Annotated in this window: 22 protein-coding genes and 2 tRNA genes; 11 read left to right on the forward strand and 13 right to left on the reverse strand. The window is 59.5% G+C overall.

The genetic code is table 11. The annotated features are described in order from the left end of the window. Positions 1–32: 32 nt before the first annotated feature. The 6 genes from DBAC_RS17860 to DBAC_RS19430 all read left to right on the forward strand — a co-directional run bounded on the left by DBAC_RS17860 (position 33) and on the right by DBAC_RS19430 (position 4,339). Entirely contained in the window at positions 33–548 is a 516-nt protein-coding gene (locus DBAC_RS17860; protein ID WP_015773715.1) for a universal stress protein, read from the forward strand. Positions 549–751: 203 nt separating this feature from the next. After that, a complete protein-coding gene (locus tag DBAC_RS07670; RefSeq protein WP_015773716.1) occupies positions 752–1,294 on the forward strand; it encodes an RNA polymerase sigma factor in 543 nt (180 codons plus the stop codon). After that, positions 1,291–1,881: an isoamylase early set domain-containing protein gene (locus tag DBAC_RS07675; protein ID WP_015773717.1), complete on the forward strand. Its 591-nt coding sequence runs from the start codon at positions 1,291–1,293 to the stop codon at positions 1,879–1,881. Before DBAC_RS07670 ends, DBAC_RS07675 begins: the two co-directional genes overlap by 4 nt. Before the next feature lie 7 nt (positions 1,882–1,888). Beyond that, positions 1,889–2,590 (forward strand): hypothetical protein, encoded by a 702-nt coding sequence (locus tag DBAC_RS07680; RefSeq protein ID WP_143890843.1) that lies wholly within the window; start codon positions 1,889–1,891, stop codon positions 2,588–2,590. 46 nt (positions 2,591–2,636) lie between these two features. Then, complete coding sequence (locus DBAC_RS07685) at positions 2,637–3,605, forward strand: tetratricopeptide repeat protein (RefSeq protein WP_015773719.1); 969 nt, start codon at positions 2,637–2,639, stop codon at positions 3,603–3,605. 17 nt (positions 3,606–3,622) lie between these two features. Next, entirely contained in the window at positions 3,623–4,339 is a 717-nt protein-coding gene (locus DBAC_RS19430; protein ID WP_015773720.1) for a hypothetical protein, read from the forward strand. A gap of 95 nt (positions 4,340–4,434) precedes the next feature. On the opposite strand, the gene DBAC_RS07695 is transcribed toward DBAC_RS19430, so the two are convergent. The 8 genes from DBAC_RS07695 to DBAC_RS07730 form a co-directional block, all read right to left on the reverse strand. Further along, on the reverse strand, positions 4,435–5,259 hold the full coding sequence (locus tag DBAC_RS07695) for a protoheme IX farnesyltransferase (protein WP_015773721.1): 825 nt from the start codon (positions 5,257–5,259) through the stop codon (positions 4,435–4,437). Continuing rightward, positions 5,252–6,451, reverse strand: a complete 1,200-nt coding sequence (coxB, locus tag DBAC_RS07700; RefSeq protein ID WP_015773722.1) for a cytochrome c oxidase subunit II — start codon at positions 6,449–6,451, stop codon at positions 5,252–5,254. Before coxB ends, DBAC_RS07695 begins: the two co-directional genes overlap by 8 nt. Beyond that, a complete protein-coding gene (locus DBAC_RS07705; protein ID WP_015773723.1) occupies positions 6,448–6,744 on the reverse strand; it encodes a cytochrome C oxidase subunit IV family protein in 297 nt (98 codons plus the stop codon). The genes coxB and DBAC_RS07705 overlap by 4 nt, the downstream gene beginning before the upstream one ends. 1 nt (position 6,745) lies before the next feature. Continuing rightward, complete coding sequence (locus DBAC_RS07710; RefSeq protein ID WP_015773724.1) at positions 6,746–7,345, reverse strand: cytochrome c oxidase subunit 3 family protein; 600 nt, start codon at positions 7,343–7,345, stop codon at positions 6,746–6,748. Beyond that, positions 7,338–8,957, reverse strand: a complete 1,620-nt coding sequence (gene ctaD, locus DBAC_RS07715) for a cytochrome c oxidase subunit I (RefSeq protein WP_015773725.1) — start codon at positions 8,955–8,957, stop codon at positions 7,338–7,340. The genes DBAC_RS07710 and ctaD overlap by 8 nt, the downstream gene beginning before the upstream one ends. Positions 8,958–8,980: 23 nt before the next feature. Further along, on the reverse strand, positions 8,981–10,009 hold the full coding sequence (locus DBAC_RS07720; protein WP_015773726.1) for an SCO family protein: 1,029 nt from the start codon (positions 10,007–10,009) through the stop codon (positions 8,981–8,983). Positions 10,010–10,155: 146 nt separating this feature from the next. Beyond that, on the reverse strand, positions 10,156–10,464 hold the full coding sequence (locus tag DBAC_RS07725) for a c-type cytochrome (RefSeq protein ID WP_015773727.1): 309 nt from the start codon (positions 10,462–10,464) through the stop codon (positions 10,156–10,158). Between the two features lie 27 nt (positions 10,465–10,491). Further along, positions 10,492–10,803: a c-type cytochrome gene (locus DBAC_RS07730; protein ID WP_015773728.1), complete on the reverse strand. Its 312-nt coding sequence runs from the start codon at positions 10,801–10,803 to the stop codon at positions 10,492–10,494. Positions 10,804–11,155: 352 nt separating this feature from the next. Here DBAC_RS07730 and DBAC_RS07735 point away from each other — a divergent pair, with 352 nt between their 5' ends. Both DBAC_RS07735 and DBAC_RS07740 read left to right on the forward strand, forming a co-directional pair. Then, entirely contained in the window at positions 11,156–12,592 is a 1,437-nt protein-coding gene (locus DBAC_RS07735; protein ID WP_015773729.1) for a sigma-54-dependent transcriptional regulator, read from the forward strand. Positions 12,593–12,826: 234 nt separating this feature from the next. Next, positions 12,827–13,819, forward strand: coding sequence for a hypothetical protein (locus DBAC_RS07740; RefSeq protein WP_015773730.1), 993 nt, complete (start codon positions 12,827–12,829; stop codon positions 13,817–13,819). 90 nt (positions 13,820–13,909) lie between these two features. Here DBAC_RS07740 and murA read toward each other — a convergent pair whose 3' ends face one another. From murA to DBAC_RS07760, 4 genes are all read right to left on the reverse strand, one after another. Continuing rightward, positions 13,910–15,160: a UDP-N-acetylglucosamine 1-carboxyvinyltransferase gene (gene murA, locus DBAC_RS07745; protein ID WP_015773731.1), complete on the reverse strand. Its 1,251-nt coding sequence runs from the start codon at positions 15,158–15,160 to the stop codon at positions 13,910–13,912. A gap of 33 nt (positions 15,161–15,193) precedes the next feature. Beyond that, positions 15,194–15,778, reverse strand: a complete 585-nt coding sequence (locus DBAC_RS07750; protein WP_015773732.1) for a VOC family protein — start codon at positions 15,776–15,778, stop codon at positions 15,194–15,196. A gap of 66 nt (positions 15,779–15,844) precedes the next feature. Beyond that, positions 15,845–15,920: transfer RNA gene (locus tag DBAC_RS07755), tRNA-His, on the reverse strand. A gap of 51 nt (positions 15,921–15,971) precedes the next feature. Next, positions 15,972–16,047, reverse strand: a tRNA-His gene (locus DBAC_RS07760). A 134-nt stretch (positions 16,048–16,181) separates the two neighbouring features. Between DBAC_RS07760 and htpG the strand changes: the two genes are divergently transcribed. Beyond that, positions 16,182–18,074 carry a molecular chaperone HtpG gene (gene htpG / locus DBAC_RS07765; protein WP_015773733.1) on the forward strand — a complete coding sequence of 631 codons (1,893 nt, stop codon included), beginning with the start codon at positions 16,182–16,184 and terminating at the stop codon, positions 18,072–18,074. A 776-nt stretch (positions 18,075–18,850) separates the two neighbouring features. Here htpG and DBAC_RS07775 read toward each other — a convergent pair. Continuing rightward, positions 18,851–20,620: an ABC transporter ATP-binding protein gene (locus DBAC_RS07775; RefSeq protein ID WP_015773734.1), complete on the reverse strand. Its 1,770-nt coding sequence runs from the start codon at positions 20,618–20,620 to the stop codon at positions 18,851–18,853. A 378-nt stretch (positions 20,621–20,998) separates the two neighbouring features. Between DBAC_RS07775 and DBAC_RS07780 the strand changes: the two genes are divergently transcribed. Both DBAC_RS07780 and DBAC_RS07785 read left to right on the forward strand, forming a co-directional pair. Continuing rightward, positions 20,999–22,201: an OmpP1/FadL family transporter gene (locus tag DBAC_RS07780; protein ID WP_015773735.1), complete on the forward strand. Its 1,203-nt coding sequence runs from the start codon at positions 20,999–21,001 to the stop codon at positions 22,199–22,201. 123 nt (positions 22,202–22,324) lie between these two features. Beyond that, a complete protein-coding gene (locus DBAC_RS07785) occupies positions 22,325–22,978 on the forward strand; it encodes a ferredoxin-like domain-containing protein (RefSeq protein WP_015773736.1) in 654 nt (217 codons plus the stop codon). Positions 22,979–23,060: the final 82 nt, after the last annotated feature.

Raw genomic sequence — 23,060 nt, forward strand, 5'->3', positions numbered from 1 at the left:
CCAACTCAATCTTTCTTCGGGAGGAACTTCATATGAAATTGCCAGGCTTCAAAACTTTTCTAGTTCCTGTGAACAACAGCGAATCCGCCCGTCGCGCCAAGCGCTATGCCATCGCATTGGCGAAACAATGCGGAGCGAAGGTCATCCTTTTCCACGCTCATGACCTGATCAGCGGACGCATCAGCCCCAGCGGACGCGAAATGATCATCCGCAAGAATCTCGAAGAGATGGGCAAGATTTTTGCCATCTTTGTCGAAGGCTGCCGGGAGGCCGGGGTGGAGTTTGAAATCGTAGTCGAGCAGGGCACTACGTCCGACGCGATCATCAAGGCCGCCAGCGATCATGACTGCGACATGATCATCATGGGCACCCAGGGTCATGCTTCCGCGCGAAAGATTCTCGGGTCCCTGTCGGACACGGTCAGCAAGCAAAGCTCCGTGCCCGTGGTCGTCGTGGGCGAGGAATGCGAATGCTCCAATTCCTGCGGAACATCCTGCCAGAACAAATGGCGTTTCGCACCCGTGCCCAATCTGCAGCACGCCTGCTGACCGTTCGAGCGCGACACTGCATGAAAGCCACGCCGGGAAACCGACGTGGCTTTTGCATTTTCGGCCCCTGGAGGCGGAACCGGTGTCCTGGCAGGAATGCGTCGCTTAAAACAGAAATGACAAACCACAGCGAAAAAGAATTTTTTGCATAATTTTGTCGCCGCATGTGACAAAACGCCACCGAGGAGCGTATATACAAGTACATGGAGCAATGGGAAAACCAAGATGACGCCTGGGCCGTAAGCCGCACCTTGCAGGGCGATACAAAAGCTTTTTCCGTGATTGTCAGGCGTTATCAGGGACCGATCTTCAGACTCATGCTGCGCTTTTCCCGAGACGAACACGCGGCTGGCGAGCTGGCGCAGGACGCATTTGTCAGGGCTTTTGAGCGTCTGGAATCCTATGACTCCAAACGCCGCTTCTTCACCTGGCTCTACACACTGGCCCTGAACCTGGCTCGCGATCATTCGCGGCGCTATGCGCGAACCGCGTTTGAGCATCACGGTCTTGAGCTGGCCGGTTCGGACGGAGGGAACGACCCGCTGGCAATTCTGGAAGGCGCAAGGCTGCATGATGCGCTGCGCGACCTGCCGCCAAAATACAAAGAAGCCCTGGCCCTGCGCTATATCGAGGGCATGTCCCTGGCCGAAGTGGCAGCAACGCTCGGGCTGTCCATGAGTGGCGTCAAGATGCGGATACACCGGGCTCTGCGCATGCTGCGCGAGAGCTATGGAGAGAACCGATGAGGCACATGAAATACGACGATAGACACGAGAATTCAGACGACAATCTGAAATCCGCCCTGTGCGCGCTCGGCAAAGCGGACCCCGGCCCGAACTTCACGGATCGCGTGATGGCGCGTATCGAGACGCGCGCCAAAGACACCGTGCCGGATGCCCGTATCAAGCGTCTGGCTCGCTGGTTCCTCGCTCCCCGCGTCATCCGCATCTCCCCTCTCGGGACGCTGGCCACTGCCGCTGGCCTGCTCATAGTCATGAGCCTGGCCTTTCGAACCGGCACAGTCGAAACAATTGCAACGCCTCAAGGCCTTTCGCCCGTCAAATTCGTACTGACTGCTCCCAGCGCGCGCGAGGTAGCCGTGATCGGCAGCTTCAACGGCTGGAACGCCGCCGGCTGGTCCATGCAGAGGGACAAAGCAACCGGGGTTTGGACCTTATCCGCCGCTTTGCCTCCAGGCAGCCATGAATACGTTTTTCTGGTCGACAAAGCCACACCTCTGCCCGATGCCGCCGCGCCTTTCAGCGCGGATGACGGCTTTGGCAGCCGCAACTCCATTCTCATGGTGAAAAGCAGCGATGACTCGATTCTTTAGAAACATCGTGATCGCACTGCTGTGCCTGGCCGTTCTGGGGCAGTGGAGTCTCTTTGGAGGGATGGCGCTGGCGGGAACCATGGACGGAGCCCTCGAAAAAGCCAAAGCCGCTGGACACCTTACGTCCGACCAGGCCGCCGCCATTCAAGACAGGCTCGAACGCATCCGTATCGAGGGCCTACCGGCCGCGCCATTCACAGCCAAAATCGAAGAGGGGCTGTCCAAACGTGTACATGGGCAGGCCATCGTTCGAGCCCTCGACACCATGCGCGACGATTATGCTTTCGCGGCCAGGAATCTTGAACGCGACGGATTCACGCCGGACCCGCAGGATGTCGTCATTACCGGAGACAGCCTGAGGCTTGGCCTGACCCGGCAGGAACTTTCCGAAATGGCGCAAGTCAACCCCCATGCGACTCCGGCCATGTTGGCCACGGCCGCCAGAACCAGGGCCTATTTGAACGCCATCAATTTCCAGGCGGCCATGACCTCCGATATCGTGCATCAGGGTCTTGTCTTCGCCACCCTCGCGCCCGAATGGACGCAACTCTTCCGAGTAGTGCAGCGCGCCCGCGCGGCAGGAATGGCCGACGAGATTGTCGCCGAGGCCGCTTCGCGGGCCCTGGCCGAAGGGGAAAGCCTCGGCGCGTTGCTGCAGGTACTGGGCTTCACCGGACGCGACACCCGCCAGAAACCGGACAACAACTAAATAATTTGTGACCAATCAGACTTCGTCAAACGTATATGAAGGTACAATGAAGATATTCCTGCCGACATGCCTTACCCTGCTGCTCCTGGCCATGGCCGGATGCGCCGACGTCAAGTCCACCTTCGTGGGACAATACTATCTGAACGCGGCCGAATACGCGCAAGGTCGCTCCGCGTTCACCTCCAAATTGAGCGAAAACCCCGACGATCCGATACTGAACTACTACATGGCGCGTTTCGAACTTGGAGCTGACAACCCGGAAGCCGCTCGACCTTTCATTGAAAAGGCCGTTCGCCTGGCTCCGGACAATGCCGATTACCGCTTCTGGGAAGGCGTGACCTGGTGGGCGCTGATGGAACCCGACAAGGAAAAGGCCGCCTACGAAAAAGCCCTCGCCATCAATCCTGAGCATCTGTCCGCCAACCTGTACCTCGGGCACAACGAGCTCGACCGGGGCAAGAATGCCGTGGCCCTCGACTACTATGCACACGTCCTGCGCATGGATCCTGAAGAGCCACAAGCCCTGTTCAACACTGCCGTGGCCCTTGACCGGCTCGGCCGTAGCCCGGAAATGCGGCGGGCCATGAAACAATATCTGGACCTCTATCCTGACGGCCCGATGGCTCGCCTGGGAACGGACATGCTCAATCGGAACGGTGACTTTTCCTGGCGCAACCACATGCTCGGACTGCGCACGGTCACCCTCAAATCCATCGAATTCGAGGCCGACAGCGCCGCTCTGACCGAAGACTCGAAAGACTCGTTGGCAGTGCTCGGGTCCATTCTGGCCATCAAGCAGGATTTGGATTTGCATGTGGTCGTCTACGCTAAAGGAAATTCCACTCTGGCCCGTCAACGGGCGCTTGCGATCAGGGGCTATGTCAGCGGCATGCATCCCGAAGTCTCGCCAAAACGGCTCATACCGAGTTGGTTCGACCAACCCGAAATCATAAAAATCGACGGTCGGTCCCACGCAAAGGCCGAATCCGTCTCCATCTTCACCAACGTACAATGACCGAGAGGAGAATCACCATGAACACAATCCTGCGCCTCTTTCTGGCCTGTCTGCTGGTACCTGCTCTTTTGTCCAGCGCGGTCCTGGCGGCGGAAGAAACTGACGAGCCCGAAGCGGTCTCGGCCTTCAATAATCCCACCCAGGCCGCCATTGCCGAGGGCCTTGCGGCCGCTTCCCTGGACAATCCCGATGCCCTGGCTACCGAAAAGGCCGCGCTGGATGGCGCTCAGGCCAACTACGATGCAGCCGTGGCGACAGAGGACCCCGTAGCGATCGAGACAGCCCAACTCGAACTCGATGCGGCGCAGACCGCCTATAATGACGCATTCGCGGAGGCGGTCGGCGTGTCGGCGGATCAGATTTCGTCCATGCGCGCCGATGATATGGGCTGGGGTCAAATCGCCCATGCCCTGGGGGTGCATCCGAGTGTCATCGGGCAGAGCGTGGCCAGCCAAAATCCGGGAGCCCATTTAGGCTTGTCCAAGAACAACGCAGCAATGAATCGAAACATGGAAAAAACGCAGATGCGAAACATGAACGCAGTGCGTGACATGACGACAGCGAGGAGCATGGCCAAAAGCAAGGCCAGTGTCTCGGCAAATTCCGCTAAAGGCGGCGCGGCCAAATCTTCCGGCAAGGCTGGAGGCGCAGGAAATGGTGGCGGAAACGGTGGAGGAAAGGGCGGTGGAAACGGCGGCGGCAACGGTGGCGGCAACGGTGGCGGCAAAAATTAGAATCAAAGCCGAATATCAATGACCATTGAAGGGATCGGAATTGCTTCCGGTCCCTTTTTTTGCCCGATATCCCAGGCGGGGCCTAGTCACCCATTTCAACCCAACCTCTCCGCCACGATCATAAGCACCACGCCGGCCAGAAAGCCATCCGAGACGTAACGCAGCACCCTGGCCCGCGCGAAAACCGCCAGCAACGCGTAGGCCGGGCAAGCAGTGGCTAGGGCGTAGGCCTGGCCTGGGCCGACCGCAAGGCCGAAGAGCGGAGCCATGCCGCCGAGCATGGCCAAGGCCAGGGCCCATATTCTGGGGAGTGCCTGGCGGGAGAAACCGGAAAAACTGTTGGCTGGAACCGGGAACCCTGCGGCCGCGTAGTCAGCGGCATTGCTTTCGGCCAGCATCCAGAAATGAGGCATTTGCCAGACGAAATAAAGGGCAAAGAAATACACGGGCGTTACGGCGACAAGCCCTCCGCCGCCGGCCAGCCAGCCAATCCAGAACGGCAATGCGCCGCAGGCCGCTCCGGGGATCATGGCCCAGCCGGTCACGGGTTTCATGAGGGTGTAGAGTCCATTGTAGAGACCAACCACCATCAGCAGGACAGGAAGTACAAACCAGGACAGATGAACCCAAAGGGACAAGGCGGACAGCATGAGCAGGACGGCGAAGATCAGGCTCCCCTGCCCCACGCTCATTCTTCCACTGGCCAGTGGGCGTCCCTTTGTCCGCTCCATGCGCGCATCGCGCCCGCGCTCCTGAATCTGGTTCAGCACGGAAACGGCCGCGCTCAAGACAAAAGTCCCGGCAAAAAGCGGCCCGCCGCCGGACAACTCCCCGGCGGCCAAGGCATACCCGGCCAGGGCCGACAGCCCGACGGCCAGGGAAATCCCGGGCCGGGTCAGTGCCAGCGTGCTTCTAATCATGATTGTCACTTAAGGTATGCATGTAGTCGACCATGGCCTGCAGTTCGTCTTCGGTCAGGTGACCGTAGGACGGCATGATGGGATCATATCCGACGACAATGAACTTTTCCGGATCAAGGATGGCCTCTATCAAATACCGATCATCAGCCGCGATCTCGGAACCGTCGGCCATTTTCACCTTGCGGCCGACGATGTTCCTGAGCGTCGGCCCGGCTATTTCCGAACCATCCGTGGAATGGCAACTCAGGCAGCCTTCGGCCTCCATCAATTGCCTTCCGCGATCCAGATCGCGCGTTGCTCCGCCCGTCAGATATTTGATGATGGCATCCAGATCCTGCTGCGGCATCTCCTCCTTGTAGGACGGCATGCCTTCAAAGCCCACCACCAGTTCCGCGTCCGGTTCGACGATGGCCCGGCGCAGATACGCTTCGTCCACGAAGGCTTCCCGCGTGCCGTTCACATCGCTCACGCTGCGCCGCGCGCCGTAGATGTTCAGGAGCGTCGGCCCCATCTCCTCCGATCCATCCAGGGAATGGCAGCCCGTGCAGCCATACGACTCCAGAAGCCCTATCGCAGCCTCGTTCCCCTGGGCCGAACTCTCGTACCACTGCCGAAAATCATCCGTTGCCATGACCTCGACGGTGGAGAGCATGTTGGAGTGACGCAGGCCGCAGTATTCAGCGCACAGGATATCGTAGGTCCCCTCGCGCTGGGCCTGGAACCAGGCATAGGTCTGCATGCCGGGCACGGTGTCCATCTTGATGCGAAATGCGGGCACGAAAAAGCTGTGGATGACGTCGACGGAGGTCATGTCCAGGCGAACGGCCCGGTCGAGCGGCACATAAAGGGTGCTTGAGCGCTTGCCGTTCTCGTACTCGAAGACCCAGGACCACATGCGCGCCGTGACCTGCACGCGCATGGCGTCGGCGGGTACCGAGCGCAGGGCCTTGAAACTGGCCCAGCCGTAGTAGAACATGCCCATGACCAGGAGAGAGGGGATGACCGTCCAGATGACCTCGGCCAGGACATTGCCGCGAATATCCGCCGCCTTGGGACTGCGGGTGTGGTGATAGCGGATGACGAACCAGACCATGAGCACGGTGATGAAGACCAGTATGGCCGCCGAAACGCCGAAGATGAGCAAAAAGACGTGATCAACCTGAGCTGCGACTTTGGTTATGGACGGAGTCATGGGGTCGTCTCCGGCCGCATCGCCACGTCGAAAAAGGTGAAGCCGATGAAGATGGCCAGGATGACGAAAACCAGCAGCAGAAAGACCCCGAGGATGCGATTTTCGTATTTGAGGTGCATGAAGAAGAAGATAACCAGCAGCGCCTTGGCCGAGGCCACGGCCATGGCCACCAGCACGTTCAGGTATCCGAAGTCGAAGCTCGTCACCCCCACCGTGATGCCGGTCAGGACCATCAGGGCCAGCCAGATCTTGGTCAGGAGAGCGAAGGGCATGATGTGAGTATGTGTTGTCATATCAGCTGATCAGGTAAAAAAGTGGGAAAAGGAATATCCAGATCAGATCGACCAGATGCCAGTACAGGCCGCCGTTTTCAAGCACCCCGAAGTCTTCGGCCGTAACCCTGCCCTGCCGGATACGCAGCATGCAGTAGCCCAGGATGGCCGCGCCGATGACCACATGCAGGCCGTGGGCGCCGGTCATGACATAGTAGAGGCCGAAGAAGATGTTCGTGCCGCCCGCTCCCGCCGCCATCTCCGGGGAGCCAGGATAGATGCCGTGAGCGATCTTGGCCGACCACTCGATGTATTTGTTGACCATGAACACCCCGGCCAGCGTGATGGTCGCGGTCAAAAGCCACAGGCAGAGCGCCTTGCGTCCCTGCTGCAGTGCGGAGATGGCCAGTGCCACGGTCAGGCTCGAGGTGATGAGCACGACCGTGTTGAGCGTGCCAAAAAGACGGCTGAGCTGCAGCCCGCCTGCATGAAACTCCGCCGGATAGCGATGCAGGTAGACCGAATACAGGAGAAAAAGCCCGCCGAAGAGCAGGATCTCGGTGAACAGGAACAGCCACATCCCAAACTTGTCGCCGGTGTAGTCCTTGTGCGCTTCACTCATCGCGGCTCACCCCCTCGTAGGAATAGGGGCCGCGCGGCACGTCCGGCGGATCGATGAAGGTCAGGTGCGGCGGCGGGCTCGGCAGAGTCCACTCCAGGGTGGCGGCGCCCCAGGGATTGTTCCCCACGGTGCGCGGCCCGCGCAGACATTTGGACAGGCCATAGAACATGACAATGAGCCCCGCGACCAGCACCCAGGAGCCGACCGTGGAGACCAACTGCCCGGTCTGGTACATGGGCAGGTAATCGTAATAGCGGCGCGGCATGCCCTGCAGGCCGACGATGAACATGGGAAAATAGAGCATGTTGAATCCGCCGATGAGCAGGTACCAGCTTAAGTTGGCCATGCGGCGGTCGTACATGCGTCCGAAGATTTTCGGAAACCAGAAGTGCATGGCCGCGAAGAGCCCGAAGCCCGTGCCGCCGAAGATGACATAATGGAAATGCGCGACCACGAAGTACGTGTCGTGGACATGGATGTTCGTGCCGGCAGAGCCCAGCACCAGCCCCGTCAGCCCTCCGGCCGAGAAGAGGAAGATGAAACCGAGGGCGAACATGAGCGGCGGCTCCAGATAGATGGAGCCCTTGTACAGGGTGGCCACCCAGTTGAAGACCTTGACGGCAGACGGAATGGCCACCACGAAAGTCAGAAAGGAAAAAACCATGACGGCCGTATCGCTCATGCCGCTGACGAACATGTGGTGGGCCCAGACCAGAGAACCGGCGAAGGCGATGGCCAGGCTCGATATGGCGATGGCCTTGTACCCGAAGACCGACTTGCGCGCGAAGGCCGGAATGATGTCCGAAACCACGCCCATGGCCGGCACGATCATGATGTACACGGCCGGATGCGAGTAGATCCAGAACAGGTGCTGGTACAGGAGCGGATCCCCGCCCTTGGAGGGGTCGAAGAGACCGATGCCGAGCAGGCGTTCGATGAAGACCAGGGCCACGGTGATGCCCAGCACCGGCGTGGCCAAAAGCTGAATCCAGGCCGTTGCATAGAGCGACCAGGTGAAGAGCGGGAGCTTGCCCCAGCTCATCTGCGGAGCACGCAGGCGATGGATGGTGGTGATGAAATTGAGCCCCGTCAGAATGGACGAAAAGCCGAGGATGAAGACCGCGACCACGGCCAGGGAGACGTTGGTCGTGGTCCGCTCGCTGAACGGCACGTAAAAGGTCCAGCCCGTGTCCGGCGGGCCGCCGCCGGTGAAGAGGCTGGTCACGGCCAGGACCGCTCCGGTCAGGTACAGCCACCAGGAAAGGAGGTTGAGGCGTGGAAAGGACACGTCCTCGGCGCCGATCTGCAGCGGCAGCAGAATGTTGCCGAAGGCCGCCGGGATGCCTGGGATGACAAGAAGAAAGATCATGACCACGCCGTGCAGGGTGAACATGGCGTTGTAGGTCTGGGCGTCCATGATGGTCCGTCCCGGCGCGATGAGTTCCAGGCGCATGAGCACGCCCAGCACCACGCCGACGGCGAACATGCTCAGGATGGACCACAGGTAGAGCATGCCGATGCGCTTGTGATCCGTGGAGAAGATCCAGGACAGGATGCCGCTTCGACCCGGATACGGATCAAGAAAGGGCACGGTTTCGCCGGGAGAATGCATGCTGGAAAACCTCTCTTGCAGGCTTAATTTCGGGGAGTGCGCTTCTTGCGGCCGGCAAGCACCAAGGAAACGAGCAAGACGGCCAGGATGAGTAGGATACCCGTGCCGGTTATCTTCATGAAATTGAACGCATAGCGCTTGCCTTCGGGATCGTAGGAGAAACAGTAGGCCAGCACGCGCTTGACGGACAGGCCGATTCTCTCCTTGTCCGCCTCGGTGGCGGCCATGGTCAGGTCGAAGGCCAGGGGTCTGGTGCCGTAAAGATAACGCACAATCTTGCCCTTGGGCGAGACGGCCATGACCACCACCGGATGCAGAAAATCCTTGCCTTCGCGCCGGAAGCCAAAGCCAAGGGAATCCATGAGTTTGCGGATGTTGGCCTCGTCGCCGGTCAGAAAGCGCCAGCCGTTTTCCGGAAACGTGAAATCCATGGCCGCCATGTAGTTATTTTTCTGATGGGCGGCCAGGGTCGGCGTATCCGTGTCGTCGAAGCTGACGCTGACCACTTGGAAATCAACGCCCGGTTCAAGTTTCACATCCGGCAACACCGCCGTCAGGGAACTCTGGATGATGGCGCAGACATTGGGGCAGGAAAAATAGACGGGCACGATAATGGTCGGCTTGTCCACGATTTCGGCCATGGTCACGGCCTTGCCACCTTCATCGAAAAAGCGGGCCTCGGCGGCGATGAATTCCCCGAGCTTCTCCGTCACTCCAATGGACGTTTCGGCCACGGGCGCCGGATGGACATGCTCGGCCGGGACCGGCTGCTCCCCGTGCCCGGCATGATCGGCGGACATGGCCCCAGGCTTTACGAATCCCGAGTCCGTGGCCTCGCCCGGCGCTGCAACAGGAGCGCGATCACCTGCCGCATGGTCCTTCGGTGGCGCCTCAACGTGCTCGGCATGAAGCGCTTCATCGGCCTGCTGGGCCGTGGAGTGGTCATGAGCGGTAACGGCGGCCGCCGCATCGCGAGCCGTGTGCAGCGCACTCTGCGGAAACGCAACCGACGGCCAGGTCAGGAGAATGAAAACAAGAAGAGCTGATCGCATCCGGGCCTCGAAAGAGAGCCCTCCCGGTCAGGAAGGGCTCGTTTGTCTTTGGGTTCAAGATTGGAAGAAGGCAGGCCCAAAAAAATGATTTTTGGGCTGCATTTTCACGGGTGAAGCGTCCCCGCGACGCTGTGCCCCGGTACGATCTATTTCGGAAAAGCACCAATATGCGTGGCCAGCGCCTCTATATCCTCGTCGGAAAGCGATTTGGCCACGCGCTCCATCATGGCCTTCTTTTTGCCGCCATAGGTCTGCTCCTTGTAGCCAAGCAGCGCGGTCTTCACGTCCTCGGCCGGAAGCCCTTTGAGGGGTTTGCTCATGGCCGCATTGGAACCGTCAGCGCCGTGACAGCTTTTGCACAATTTCGCATAACGCTCGGCACCCAGATCATCGGAAGCCACGGCCACCGATGCGAAAAGAAGACCAGCCAAAAGACATGCAAATGCGTATTTCATAACGTCCTCCAGATTTTCAACAGTTTTTCAGTTTGAAGAGCAGAGCGTACTCCGCTGTTGGTCGTCGGCCAGAAAAAGCGCGACGCGAGCAACCTCATCCTCGCTCAGCAGACCATTCTTGTATTCAACCATGCGCAGCACTGTTTCCGTCCACCAATCCGGGTCGGTGGTAGTGACTTCGCAATTTTTTTCCATGCCGTGACAACCCAGGCAGCGCTGGGTGACCAATGCGCTGCCGTCACCGGCCTGGGCAAGGCAAACCGCAAAGAGCATGGCCGTGGCAAAGAAAAGAACCGCACGCGCCATGCCTGGCCTGCGCCGCTTTCTGCCTGGAATCATGACAATCTCCTCAATTTTCACTCAATTCTCCTGCGCGGGTCTGACTGAAAAAAAACAAACTCACCACCTGCTTGCTTTCAATGTTGTTTCGCATGTTGACATAAAAGACCGCCAACAACAATCCGCCGTGGCCTTTTCAGACCCTGAAAATTTCAACTGAAATACATCACTGACGGCACCTGTCGAAATCATTTTTCAGATGGAAGAATATTTTTATTCCCAAAACAGAGAAAAGGCCAGCCCGCTTGTTGTTTTCAAGTTCACAATCTTGATGGAACAGGTGTGCACAAGAATCTTGCTTTTCCAGACATACTCCGACAAAAGCGGTTTTATATTTTGCTTGGAGTTACGAATGGCCAACATTCTCATAATTGACGACGATCAGGATTTCTCCCGTGCATTCCAACGGATCATTGAACGCATGGGACACCCCTGCCGGATCGCTCAGAACATCCGGGACGCTTTTGCGCAGCTCAAAAGCATGAACTGCGATCTCATCTTTCTCGACGTCAATCTGCCCGACGGCAACGGGCTGGCTCACATCAAGCAATTCCAGTCCTTTCCCTCCCTGCCCGAGGTCGTCATCCTGACCGGCGACGGGGATTCCGACGGCGCGACCCTGGCCATCGCCAACGGAGCCTGGGATTATGTGGGCAAGCCCATCTCCCTGAACAACATCACCCTCATCCTGCAACGCACCATCGCCTACCGGGCCTCCAAGGAACAAAACCGAGGGCCGCGCAAGGTGAAACGCAGCGCCATCATCGGCGAAAGCCCGGTCATCATGGGTTGCCTTGAGGTCATGGGCAAGGCGGCAGTCAGCAAGTCCAACGTGATCATCACCGGCGAAACGGGTACGGGCAAGGAACTTTTCGCGCGCGGAATCCACGAAAACAGCGACACACCCGGCAAGCTGGTGGTCATCGATTGCACAAACCTGTCCACCCATCTGGCTGAGAGCACCCTCTTCGGCCACACCAAAGGCTCCTTCACCAGCGCTCACGAAGCCCGGGACGGCTTGTTCAAACTGGCCAACAACGGCACGGTTTTTCTGGATGAAATTGGAGAACTGAGCCTTGACCTGCAAAAATCCCTGCTGCGGGTGCTGCAGGAACGCAAATTTCGCCCCATCGGTTCGGAAAAGGAAGTCAGTAGCAATTTCAGGGTCATCGCCGCCACCAACCGCGACCTGCGACTCATGGTCGAGCAGGGACTTTTCCGCAACGACCTCTACTATCGTCTGAACGGACACCAGATAGAGATTCCGCCCCTGCGCGCCCGCAAGGAGGACATCCTCCTGCTGGCCGAGTATTATACGGAAAAATTCTGCCGCGAGAGCAGCATCACGCCAAAAACGCTCACGCCCGAATTTCTTAACGCCCTCCAAGCGTACAACTGGCCCGGTAATGTACGCGAATTCGTCAACACCGTAGCCGTGGCCATCGACAACTGTCAGGATGAGCCGTCCCTGTACAGCCACCACCTGCCCGTGGATGTGCGCATCGGCATTGCCAAAAACTCGTTTCGCCATCATCCGGACAAGGAGCAGCCCACCCTGCTTGAACCCGGCCGCCATCACGGTGCCATTCCTCTTCCTTTTTCCCCGGGAGATGACCTGCCTCCCCTGCGCGAGGTGCGCGAAATCGTCGTCGGCCAACTCGAAAACGCTTACATGCGGCAGCTGCTCGAACTCTGTGACAACGATGTTCCAACGGCCTGCGAGCGTTCCGGCCTCTCCAGGGCGCGGCTTTACGAACTGCTCAAGAAGCATTCCATCCGTTTGAAATGATCGCGCAGCAAAAAATCATCTGAAAAATTCGAATTCGCCCTGGCGGAAACAAACCAGCCGGCGGTGGCTGACTTTGGCACATTGCGACTTCCGAAGTGAAATCTGCGATGACGCAGGGCTGCGCATCCCAAGAAACCTGCAACGCTCGACTTCCGCAAATTACGGACGAATACTGGCTTGACGCGACGCGCTCCTTAGATACACAAACACCCATTATCCAACAGGGAGTTTGCTATGACCCGGTTCTCTCGATATTCGCTGCTGACCTTTCTCTTTCTGGCCGCCTCCTTCCTCTCCGGCGAGGTCTGGATGCAGGCCGTGCGCCATACCTCCTTCTGCACCACCTCCGCCTGCGACGTGGTCGGAGAGTACGTCCGTTTCGGGGAAGGCAACCTCATCAAGATGGGAGCCGCGTTTTTCTGGTTCCTGTGGGGCCTGGTCTTTTTTGGCGGACGTTACGACAAAAAATGGATCTGGGGACTGGCCAGTCTGCTGCTTTTCGGGGCCCTGGCCTTTGACGGCGCAATCCTGGGCTTTCAGTTCATGGGGCTGAAAGAGAAGTGCCTGCTCTGCGTCATCGTGGGCGCGAGCCTTTTCGTGGGCTTGTGCCTTTTCGCCTGGGTACGAAAATCGCTTCTGACGGTCTTTCTGGGTGTGGCCGTATGGTGTGGAGGGTTCACCGCCAACGCCGTGCTCGACCTGAACGTCGTCCCCCCCGCCATCACCGACACCGCCTTCGCCACCTGGGAGACGGCTCCGGACAACGTCCCGCAGCACGTCCTCTTTTTCAGCCTGCACTGCGACCACTGCTCCAAGATCCTGGCCAACCTGTCCATCAACGCGCACACCTTGCCGGGCAAATGGCATCTGGCCAGTACGGACAACAAGGAAGACGACCTGTACCGCCTGGCCACGGTGCAAAACTCCGACGCGAGCAAGGAGAACCTGTTTCTGGAGGTGCTGCGCGTCGAAAGCATGGACACGATAGACCCCGTGCCGGTGTCCGAGGACTTGCGACAGACAGTGCGCACGGCGCGGGCCTATTTCAAGATGAAGGGCTTCCAGGGCGTTCCTGTCCTGGTGGTCATGGAGCGGCCGGGCTGGGAAATGGTCTTGCGCGGAGAAGGCAACATCACCGAATACCTGCGTGTGCGGGGATTTTTGCAGCGAGAGCTGCAGTTCCCGCGCAACGCGCCAAAGGCAGCGGGTAACGCTACAGCGGAATAGCGCCCCGGGCGGCATGCCCGCAAAAAAACCTCGCCGACAGCATCGGCGAGGTTTTTTACACTGTTACCATTTGCGGCACCGCCGCACCCACTATTCCTTCTCGCGCCTGATCCTGGCCCCCACCGCGCCAAGCTTCACTTCCATCTGTTCGTAGCCGCGATCAAGGTGATAGATACGGCGAACGTCGGTGCGCCCCGTGGCTGCAAGCCCGGCCAGGACCAGACAGGCGCTGGCGCGCAAATCCGAAGCCATGACCGTGGCGCCTTTCAGGGTATCCACACCGCGCACCATGGCGCTCTGCCCGGACAGGGTGATATGCGCGCCAAGGCGGGCCAGTTCCTGCACGTGCATGAAGCGGTTCTCGAAGATGCCTTCGGTGATCACGCCAGCGCCACGGCTGACGCACATGAGCGCCATGATCTGGGCCTGCATGTCCGTGGGAAAGCCGGGGTAGGGTCTGGTGGAAAGATCGACGCAGTTCAGCGGGCCGTCGACAGTGGCGGTCAGAAGGTTGCGATCACCTTCGATGACCATGCCCATTTCACGCAATTTCGAGATGACGGCGTCAAGGGCGTCCACCGGGCAGTCCCGCAGGGTCAGGTCGCCCTTGGTCATTCCCGCGGCCACAAGATAGGTCCCTGCTTCGATGCGGTCGGGCATGACGGGATAGGAGCAGCCGTGCAGGGATTCGACACCCTCGATGCGCACCACGCTGGTGCCATGGCCGGTGATGCGCGCCCCGCAGGTGTTCAAAAATTCCGCCAGATCCTGGATTTCCGGCTCGCGGGCCGCGTTTTCGAGCACTGTCTCCCCTTCGGCCAGCACAGCGGCCATGATCAGATGCTCAGTGCCGCCCACGGTGGGGAAATCAAGATGGATATGGGCCCCTTTGAGACGGTCGCAGGTCCCGATGATGTCGCCGCTCTCCAGTTCGAAGACGGCTCCCATCTGTTCCAGACCTTTGAGATGCAGATCCACGGGCCGCGCTCCGATGGCGCAGCCGCCGGGCATGGCCACCCGTGCCCGGCCGAGCCTGGCCAGGAGCGGCCCCAGGCACAGCACCGAGGCACGCATGGTCCGCACCAGGTCATAGGGGGCTTCGGGCTTCAGGTCGCACGAATGCAAGAGCACGTCCCCGTCATTGAATTCAGCGCGGCAGCCAAGCAGTTCGAGCAGCTTCAGCGTGGTGGCGATATCGCGCAGGTCCGGCACATTGGTCAGGCGCACCTCGCCTTCGACCAAAATGGATGCGAGCAGGATGGGCAGGGCCGCATTCTTGGAGCCGCTGATCCGCACCTCTCCCTTCAGCGGCACGCCGCCTTCTATGACAAGTTTATCCATATTTTCCTCAAATACCCCGGTCTGTTCCGGGATTTATGTTTTCTTAATGAATGCGGCGCGCACGGCTTCGGCCTCGCCGGGATAGATGCCGTGGTCCGAATCCGAAGGAACGGCTTCCCGCCATCTTTCCGGTCGCGGCTCGCTGCCTTCCATTGCGGCCGGCGTCGGATGGGAATCGATCATGATCGGATGAGCGTGAACCTCGTATTCGGGCACGGGATAACTGAATTCAATGGGGATGTTGTTGGGATCGAAGGAGTACAGGGAGATGATGAATCCGTGGTCGATGAATTCCGATGCCCAGAAATCGTTGGCTTCCAGCAGGTCCTTCAAGCGCCCCAGTTCTTCGAGGCTCTCCACGCCGAACGACAAATGGTCGAAAGCCGCTGGCCCGCGCACCGGCGCGCCGTGATCCTTTTCGGCGACAGGCTTCACCCCGGGCCATTCAAAAAAGGCGATCGTGTCCTTGGCCGTAATCTCAAAAAAATAATGCCGATACCCCGGATGTCCAAGGCCCACGACCAGACGCATGCCCAGCAGGTCCCGCCAGAAATGGACCGTGCGGTCCATGTCCGCCGTGACCATGGCCAGGTGGTTGATGCCCGTGAATGCAGCCATGCGACCTCCCCTCCCTCCAAAAAAAAAGCAGAACCAGTTCTTATCCGGTTCTGCTGGGGTGTCAAATGGGGTGAGTGACGCGGCTTGAACGCGCGACATCCTGGGCCACAACCAGGTGCTCTGCCTACTGAGCTACACCCACCACAAAAAAGCGGGAAAAAAAGGGACAGACGAACTGTCCCGTGTGGTCTAATGGGGTGAGTGACGCGGCTTGAACGCGCGACATCCTGGGCCACAACCAGGTGCTCTGCCTACTGAGCTACACCCACCATCCGACAGGGGAAACTCTCTACCCAAGGCCCCCGTCCCGGTCAAGCACAAATCTTGTTTCGGGCGCAGACCTTGACAATGGGGGCAGGCCATTTATTTGGTGCAAACAAAATTTCGCAACCAAGGAGCATTTATGTCCCAGGCACAACAGTTCGAATTTAAAACAGAAATTAAACAACTCCTCGATATTATTACCCATTCCCTCTACACGAGCAGAGAAATCTTTCTGCGGGAGCTTGTTTCCAATGCTTCCGACGCCCTGGACAAGCTGCGCTTCGAGCAAAGCCGGTCCGCCGAAATCGTAAGCCCGGACCTGGATTTGCAAATCTCCATCACGGCCGACGAAGAGAACCGCCAGCTCGTCATCACCGACACCGGCATCGGCATGACCCAGGACGAACTGGTGGAAAACATCGGCACCATCGCCCATTCCGGGTCCGCCGAATTCATCCGCCAGGCCATGGCCGACCAGGCCAACTCCTCCAACATCATCGGCCGCTTCGGCGTGGGCTTTTACTCGGTCTTCATGGTCGCCGACAAGGTCACCATCCGCACCCGCTCCTTCCGTCCCGAAGCCAAGGGTGTGGAGTGGAGTTCCGACGGTATGGGCACCTACTCCGTAGCCGAACTGGACGAGGATATGCCCCGGGGCACGACCCTGACCGTGCACCTGAAGGAAGAGGGCAAGGAATTCGCCGAGCCGAACCGCATCAAGTCCATCATCAAGAAGCACTCAAATTTCATCTCCTTCCCCATCCTGGTTCAGGGCGAAAAAGCCAACACGGTGCAGGCCCTGTGGCGCGAAAACAAGTTTTCGATCACCCCAGAGCAGTACACGGAATTCTACAAATTCCTGACCTACGACCACGAAGAACCCCTCGACACCCTGCACCTGAGCGTGGACGCCCCGGTGCAGTTCTCGGCCCTGGCCTTCGTGCCCCCGCGCAGCCAGGACACCTTCGGCTTCGACCGCGACAACTACGGCCTGGACCTGTACGTGCGCCGCGTCCTGATCCAGAGCAAGAACAAGGACCTCATCCCCGAATACCTTGGCTTCGTGCGCGGCGTGGTCGACACCGAGGACCTGCCGCTGAACATCTCCCGCGAGACCCTGCAGGAAAACCTGCTCATCCGCAAAATCGCCACCACCCTGACCAAGCAGATCCTGACCCATCTCAAGAAGCTCGGCCAGGACAAGGATCGCTACATCACCTTCTGGAAGGAACACGCCAAGCGCTTCAAGCTCGGCTACTCCGACTTCGCCAACCAGGAAGCTTTCGGCGAGCTGCTGCGCTTCAACTCCTCCCGCCACGAGGACAAGGACGGGCTCATTTCCCTGGATGAATACATCGAGGCGGCCAAGGAAGGACAAAAGGAAATCTACTACATCTCCGGCCCCAGCCGCGAGGCTGTCGAGCAGAACCCGCACCTGGAGATCTTCCGCGCCAAGGGCGTCGAGGTGCTCTACCTGTACGAACCCGTGGACGAATTCGTCATGGACAGCCTGCGCAAGTTCAAGGAGTTCGAGCTCAAGGCCACCGAGAACGCCGACATCGCAAACCTCGAACAGTTCGCGAGCGCAGCCGACAAGGCCGACAAGCCCGAAGACCTGAACACCGAGGAAACCAAGGACATGGACCGCTTCCTCGCACGCGTGCAGGAGATCCTGGGCGACCGCATCACCGAAGCCCGCATCTCCAAGCGCCTGAGCCAGAGCCCCTCCTGCCTGGTCAGCCCGGACGGGTCCACGTCCCAGATGCACAAGATCATGCAACTGGTGACCAAAGACTCCTCCATCCCCAAGAAGATCTTCGAGATCAACCAGGACCACAAGCTGGTGCGCAACCTGCTCTCCGTCTTCGCCAAAAACGAGAAGGACGAATTCGTGGCCACCATCGTCGAACAGCTCTACGAATCCGCCCTGCTCATGGACGGCTACCTGGCCGACCCGCACAAGATGGTCAGCCGCCTGAACAAACTGATGGAAGACTCCAGCGCCTGGTACAAAGAACGGGAAGGAAAATAGAAGATGCCTCCGGCGGGCAGGGGACGAGTCCCCTGCACCCCGTTCATGGTTTTGAATTTATCAGCCCGGCACTTTTGAATTTATTCGTTTGAGACAAAAAGTCCCTCTGGGAAGCAAGCCTTTCCAGAGGGACTTTTCTATTTCGCGCGGCCCAAGGAGTCAGGCGGCACAATCTTGAAGAGGCAACCACCCCGCCCTTCGGGCACCCCTCCTTGGCAGGAGGGGAGTTGGTGTGTCCGCTAACGTGAAAATAGCTCATTTATGCGTCAGCGGCATGTTATGGATGCTCGAATCCAACCTGAAGAACGACTATACGCGGCAAGCACAATCTGACTCTCCCCCTGCCAAGGGGGAGTACCCGAAGGGGGAGGGGGTATTCCCACTGTGCGCTCGCGGACTTCGACGAGCTTGGGTTGAGCCCTTTCTCGGCCGCCTGCTGCTTGAGCTTACCCGTCATGCCGTGGAAAATTTGCAGAACGTGACGCACACAACTCACAGTCCCCATCTTTTCCGCCCATCAACCAGCTTCGACCAATCTTGATTCGACCCAAGGAGTCGGGCTGGGCGGTTTGTGTTGCGCCGACTGTCTGACTGAGCCAGGCATCGTTGGCTTGTCCGTCGTCCGCCGCGCTTCCCGTCACATCCGTCCTGCACGCGACGGTCAAGCCTTACGAGGCCCGCGAAGGAGTTTCGGCGCAACGCAAACCGCCCAGCCCGACGCCGCAGCACAGCGCGGCCATCCAATCTTCACCCTTCTTCTTCCATCTTCCTCGCTCTTATTCCCCGCTCTGCACCTGCCACAGCCCCGCATACACGCCGCCCGCCGCGACCAGATCCCCGTGCGTGCCACGCTCGACAATGATCCCATCCACGACCACCACTATCTCGTCGCAATGCCGCACCGTGGACAGGCGGTGCGCGATAGCCAGGGTGATGCGGTCCGCTCGCAGATTTTTGAGATTGTTCTGAATGACCTCCTCCGTACGCGTGTCCACGCTGGAGGTGGCTTCGTCCAGGATCAGAAATTCCGGATCACGCAAGAGAGCCCGCGCCAGGGAGATGCGCTGCCGCTGTCCGCCGGAGAGTTTCATGCCCCGATCTCCGACCATGGTTTCATACCCTTGCGGCAATGCCGCGATGAATTCCCCGGATCCGGCCATGTCCGCCGCCCGAATGATGTCATCGTCCGTGGCCGACGGCGAACCGAGGCGGATGTTTTCGGACACTGTGCCGTGAAACAGGTACGCCTCCTGCGAGACATAGCCGATGCGTCCGCGCCAGGAATCCAGGGTCACGGAGGACAATTCTCGGCCATTGACCAGAATTTCGCCTTCCAAGGGGTCGTAGTAGCGCAGCATGAGCTTCGCCAGGGAGCTTTTGCCCGCCCCTGTGGGCCCGACCACGCCCAGCACTCGGCCACGCTCCAGGCGCAGATTTATTCCGCACAAGACCTTCTCGCGCTCCGGGTAGGCAAAGCAGACATCGCGGACCTCGACCCGCTCAAGCCCTCCTTCAAGAGGCGTAGCCTTGGCCTGGTCACGCACCGTGGGCGTGGTGTCGAAGATCTCATTGATGCGCAGGGCCGAAGCTTCGGACTGCTGAATCTGATTGATGAGCATGCCAAAGACAAACAGCGGTAAAATGAGACGCATGGCCAGTAGCACAAAGGTGGTGAAATCGCCCACGCTGGGCCCGATGCCCGCGAATGTCATCCACCCGCCCCCGCCGATAAGAAGAGCGTACCCCAGCCCCGCCACCCCGTAGAGCAACGGAACAAATCGCGCCCGCTCCCGGGCCGCGCGGATGGCGGCGTCGCGGTATTCCTCGGAACGCAGGCGGATACGGCCGGTCTGGTGGTCCTGGGCCGAGTAGGCCTGGATGACGTTCATGCCCTGCAGGTTGTTTTCGAGGATGGCGTTGATGTCGCCCACGGCCTTTCTTGCCTTGCGGTACTGCGGGGCGACGCGGGTGGCGAAGAAGCGCACGGCCCAGATGGCGATGGGCATGGGGGCCAGAAGGAGCAGCGCCAGATGGTAGTCCATCCAGAAAAGGATGCCGTAGATGCCGGTGAAGGTGATGAAAAGACGCACGATGCTCGTGGACGTGTCCGAGAAAAAGCGCTCCAGATTATCCACGTCCCCGGCCAGCACGGCCATGATGTCGCCTGTCTGGCGGGACTCGAAATAGGACACGTCGAGCTTCTGGACATGGGTGTAAAGGTCCACGCGCAGATCATGGCGGATTCGCTGCGCCGCCGAGTCCAGGGTGTAATCGCTCACGCTCTGAAACACGGCCAGACCGGCAAAGGTGCCCAGCACCAGCAGACCCGCCCACGCAAAATCACTGCCTGCCAGTGCCTGTTCTTCGCGCAAAGCCCCGGCCACGGTGTCCACCACCCGGCCAACCACGATCATGGGCAGCAAATCGAAAAAGCGTGCCCCGGCATTGGCCGCAAGCCCGATGCCGATCCGCCGCGCATGGGGGCGGGCGAAACGCACCAGCCGCCAGAGGGAGCGACCAAGGGCGCTGTTGTCGTTATTTTTCATCAGTTCTCCAATGATATTTCGCCAGAAACCGGGCGGAAAGTCGTAAATATTTTTTCGATCCCGAAGTGTGCCTAAATCCGAGGCCGAATCAAGACAAATATGTCAGAGTAGCACAGACCGAGGCCAAAGAAGATCATCCTACTCAAAGTTTTTATCGTGGGCAAAAGCATGAGCCTTTTTTGACAGCGGCCTTCACTCAAACCACACGACCCATGGCTGACCACACCAATCCGGCTGATACCGGAAACCCCGCAACGCAACGATTGAGCACTCACTTAAGCACTTCTCCTTGAGATGAAAGGCAAAACTCCTTATTGGGCGAGGTTTGTCGCGTCTCCATCGGGACGCGCGTTAACCTGGGTTTTCCAAGGAGGAACAATGGGGAAATGTGTTGCGATTGCCGTGTTGGCGCTGATGCTGGCTGGGCAGCAGGTTCAGGCGGCCGGGTTCGCCATATATGACTGGAGCGCGCGCGGCGTGGCCATGGGCGGCGCGACCATGGCCGGAAAACCCGACGCCTCGGTGGTGGCCTCCAACCCGGCGGCCATGACCGGTCTGAACGGCACACAGGTCATGTCCGGGCTTTCCGCCGTGGCGCCCATGGTCACGGTGTCCATTGCCGGGAAGGAAAGCAGCGATGCGGAGTCCAACGTCTGGATGCTGCCCCACGCCTATGCCGTGAAGCAGCTCGGAGAGCGCTACTGGCTGGGCATCGGCGTCTTCAACCGCTTCGGCCTGGGCACGGAGTTCGACGAGAACTGGCCGGGGGCCGGCAGCGTCTACTATGCGGCCATCAAGAGCGTTTCCCTGACCCCGGTGCTGGGCATGCGCCTGACCGACAACTGGTCCATCGGCCTCGGAGCGGAAGCCAACTATTTCGACTTCACGCAGAAAAAGAAGGTCGGCGGCGCATACGACGTCAAGGTCCAGGGCGACGACGTGGGCGTGGGCGTCAACCTGTCCACCTGGTATGCGCCCACGGACTGGCTGTCGCTGGGGCTCATGTACCGCAGTTCCATCGACGTGCACCCTCGTGGCGAAGCCGACAGCAATCTGCCCTCGTATTTGGGCGGCGACAAACTCAACGGCGACGCCGACGGTGAGATCACCCTGCCCGATTCCTGGTCCCTGGGGCTGTGCATCACGCCCTCGGACAGATTGAGCCTCGAATTCGACGCGACCCGCACGGGCTGGTCCTCGTACAAGGAACTGGACATCCGCATCAACGGCGTCAATCCGTCCGGCGTGGCCGTCAAGGATTGGAAGGACGCCTGGAGACTTGGCATCGGGGCGGAATACGCGCTGACGCCGTCCTGGGACCTGCGCGCAGGCTACGTGTACGACGAAACCCCGGTGCGCACCGAACGGGCCGACTACATGGTCCCGGCCAACGACCGCCAGCTGTTCTCCACTGGCCTTGGCTGGCATGATGCCTCCTGGAGCGTGGACCTGGGATACACCTACCTGCTGATCCTGGATCGCAAGGGGGCGGAGGTATATGTGAACGGCGGAGTGGACAGTGCCGATTTCGAAGACGGCGACGCCCATTTGCTCAGCATGAGCGTTGCCTACCGTTTCTAACCCGACGCGGTTGGGCAGTGAGGCGAGTCGGAAAGCCCGGGCCTTCCGGGCTTCTGACCACCCTTCAATCGTAGCCGCTCGAAAAGATTGCGAAAATCGCGCGTAGTCTTTAGGATTTTGCACATGAACACAGTTTCCGAATCCATCACCATCATGCCCCTGGAACGCAAGGACGGCACGTTCGCGCTGCGCCTGTGCCTCAGCCAGGGCGAGCTTTCCATCGCCATGCTGCGACGTGTCATGGACGTCATGACCGCATACGGCCTGCCCACCTTGCGGGCCACCACCGGCCAGCGCATGAATCTGGAAGGGGTCCCGAAGGATAAGTTGGACGAGATCGTTGCCGCGCTGGGCACTGCCGTCGAGAAATGTCCTCCCGGCGTTTCCGTGTGTCCCGGAAGCGCGGAGTGCAGATACGGCAAGCAGGAGACGCGGAAACTGGGGAGAAAGCTGACAAGCCTGGTCAAGGAAAACGGGCCGTACCCGTTCAAGGTCAAAACCGGCGTGTCCGGTTGCAGCTTCGGCTGCGGGCTCAGTTTTGTGCGCGACATCGGGTTGGTCGGCAAAAGCGCGGGGTGGGATCTCTATTTCGGCGGTTCCGCCACGTTCAGTCCCGGCCCTGGAGTAGCGCTCGGCAAAAAACTGAGTGAAGACGAAGTATTGGACCGCGTGCGCAAGGCTTTGGCATTTTATAAGGAAAACGGCAGAAAACGTGAACGCATCGGCAGCATGGTCCGCCGCCTCGGCCATGAAGCCGTTGCCGAAAGCCTGAAATAGCGTGGGTTTGAGACTTTGAGAGCCTGAGCCTCAAGAACACCGCAGTGGTCATGGGATTGAAGTGGCGTGTCGACAGGAACAG

The sequence above is a fragment of the Desulfomicrobium baculatum DSM 4028 genome (assembly GCF_000023225.1).
GTDB classification, from domain to species: domain Bacteria; phylum Desulfobacterota; class Desulfovibrionia; order Desulfovibrionales; family Desulfomicrobiaceae; genus Desulfomicrobium; species Desulfomicrobium baculatum.